This window comes from Polaromonas sp. P1_E3, from assembly GCF_056405935.1.
This window is the reverse complement of sequence record NZ_JBFUBD010000384.1, coordinates 1-2,492: the sequence shown is the minus strand read 5'-3', so window position 1 is coordinate 2,492 and position 2,492 is coordinate 1. Positions and strand designations below refer to the sequence as shown.

General features: G+C 59.0%; 3 protein-coding genes. All 3 read right to left on the bottom strand.

Annotated features, from left to right (window positions below):
- Positions 1 to 290: transporter substrate-binding domain-containing protein (locus tag AC1D0Z_RS19575; protein WP_477659844.1), on the bottom strand; the 290-nt coding region annotated here is incomplete at its 3' end.
- A 90-nt stretch (positions 291 to 380) separates the two neighbouring features.
- Positions 381 to 2,099 (bottom strand): phosphoethanolamine transferase, encoded by a 1,719-nt coding sequence (locus tag AC1D0Z_RS19570; RefSeq protein ID WP_477659843.1) that lies wholly within the window; start codon positions 2,097 to 2,099, stop codon positions 381 to 383.
- A gap of 57 nt (positions 2,100 to 2,156) precedes the next feature.
- Positions 2,157 to 2,492 (bottom strand): alpha/beta hydrolase-fold protein (locus AC1D0Z_RS19565; protein ID WP_477659842.1); only part of this gene is annotated, 336 nt, incomplete at its 5' end.

Here is a 2,492-nt window from a genome sequence, read left to right as displayed (position 1 = left end):
ACATCGTACTTGCCGGCCTGCAGACCCGCCAGAATGGCGCTCCACTCGCTGGTGGAGAACTCGGCTTTCACGCCCAGCTTTTGCGCCAGGGCATTGGCCAGTTCAACTTCAAAACCTGCCAGCTGGCCGCCTTCCTTGTAGTTGAACGGCGGGTAGGTGCCTTCGAGTGCGACTTTGAGCGTGCCGCGCTGTTTGACAGTGTCGAGCAGGTCGGCAGCGCTGGCGCTCAGTGCGAACGTCAAAAGGAGCGTTGAAGCGATGGTGGAGGCGACAGCCTTGCGAATATTCATATGCAGCCCTTGAATAAGAGATTTATTATTGAGATGAATATTGAATATTAAATCTGCCGCCACTTTGGTGCGCGCAGGGTTTAAAAAACCCTACAACACATCCGGCTGATTGCGGGGTGGGCCCAGGGGCTTGGCGCAATGGGCGTAGATGTCGAGCGCTGATTTATAGACGCTGGTCTGAACATTCATGAGCCCCAAGACCGAATGGAAGTAGTTGTCGTGGCTGATGGGCTCGTCCAGTTTGAGCTTGAGGCAGGCTGTTGTGATCTTGCTGCGTTGCTCAAACCCGGGTGACAGCCAGGTGATCCAGGGCACGCGCTTTTGCACATCGGGTGCGATGCCGTAGGGCATGCCGTGCAGGTAAAGGTTGTTTTCGCCGAGCGATTCACCATGGTCGGCCAGGTAGAGCAGGACGGGCTCGCTTCGCGATTCCTGCGTCTTCAGCCACGCAATGGCTTTGGCCAGCAGATGGTCGGTATAGACGATGCTGTTGTCATAGGCATTGACAAGGCCTTCGCGGCTGCAGCTTTGCAGCGCGTTGTCGGCGCACTCGGGCAAAAACTTCTTGGCCTCGGCAGGTGAGCGTTTGTAGTACGCCGGGCCATGGCTGCCCATCTGGTGCAAGACCACCACCACCCCCTTGCTGCGCTGTCCGGCGGGCAGGGCAGCAATGCGTTCATCCAGCTGGTGCAGCATCACTTCGTCAAAACACTCACCGCTGTCGCACAACCCAGGCACCTTCAGTTGGGTGGTGTTGACACTTTCCACGCGATCACAGGCGCCCTTGCAACCCGACTGGTTATCAATCCACAGCACGGCCAGGCCGGCGCGATGAAGCACATCGAGCATGCCTTCGTAGTTGGCGGGGCGTGAGTCGTAAGCCTCGCGTCCGAAGTTTGAAAACATGCAGGGCAGCGATGCTGCGGTGCTGGTGCCGCACGACCAGGCATTGCGCTGGCTGGCAACGTTTTCTCCGGCCAGCAAAGGGTTGGTGAGCCGGCCATAACCGTTCAGGGAAAAGTTACCGCTGCGCGCTGTTTCGCCAAGCACCAGCAGCAACAGCGGCGGCCTGGTTTGCGCCGTGTAGCTGGCCCCGAGCATGGCGTCTTCGCCCAGCGGCCGTATGCTGGATTCGTCGCGCTGAAATGGTTTGGCCGCGACAGAACCGAGGGCATAAAAAGAGTTAAGCGGATTGATCAGGTAGCGCACGTGCGGGTAGTTGCGCATGACCGAGGCAACGCTCTGAAAGAAAATAAAGAGCACCAGAATCAGCAAGGCGAGGGTTCCGAGCAACGTCGCAGCGTTGGAAAAAGCCTGCCTTGCGACGCTTGTCTGCTGGACTTTCTGGCGCCACAGGAAAATCCCGGGAAACACTGCCAGAACCAGCACAGTGGCCAGCAGGCGCCAGTTCAACAGGTCACGGGTTTCGCGAATATCGGTCTGCAGTGTGTTGACCATCATGGTCTTGTCAATCACGACGCCGTAAGTCATCATGAAGTACGCACCGACAGCGGCTGACACCAGAAAGACCGTGATGGCGGGTTTGAGTGTCCAGCGCCATGCCAGCAGGCTGAGCAGCGCGGCGCTTGCCAACCCTGTAACAAGCGCCAGCGCAATGCCGATGATGATGGCCTGCGCGCTGGTGAGCCCGGGTAGCCGGGTCAGTTCGCGCCAAAGGGCTACATTGCAGACCGTGGCGATCCAGATGCTGGCCTGGCCTACAAGCCAAAGCCGCCGGATGCCAGCTGAGCTGCCTTGACCGGAAGAGTTGGATGCGTCGGCGGAAGCGACAGGCGGTTGCAGCAGCATCTACTGATTGTATTTGCCGCGCCTTATGCCAGGCTGAGGGCTGGCTCAGGGTTTGCGCTAAAACAACCGCGCTGCGTGATGCCGCAGATGGTCGGCCATGAAAGTGGCAATGAAGTAGTAACCGTGGTCGTAGCCCGCATGGCGGCGCAAGGTCAGTGGTTGCCCCACCGAGGCGCAAGCTTCTTCAAACAACTGGGGATGCAGTTGCTCAGCGAGAAATTTGTCAGATAGGCCCTGGTCAACGAGGATACCTGCGGGGTAAGGTGCAGCTGCCACCTGGTGCATCAGTGCCGTGGCGTCATGTCCGCTCCAGGCTGACACATCGCTTCCGAGGTAGCCCGTGAATGCTTTCTGGCCCCAGGGGCACTGGCTGGGCGCGCAGATGGGCGCGAA

Coding starts and splice junctions, on each gene's coding strand:
- AC1D0Z_RS19570 (WP_477659843.1), bottom strand. CDS start 2,099: ATGCTGCTGCAACCGCCTGTCGCTTCCGCCGACGCATCCAACTCTTCC.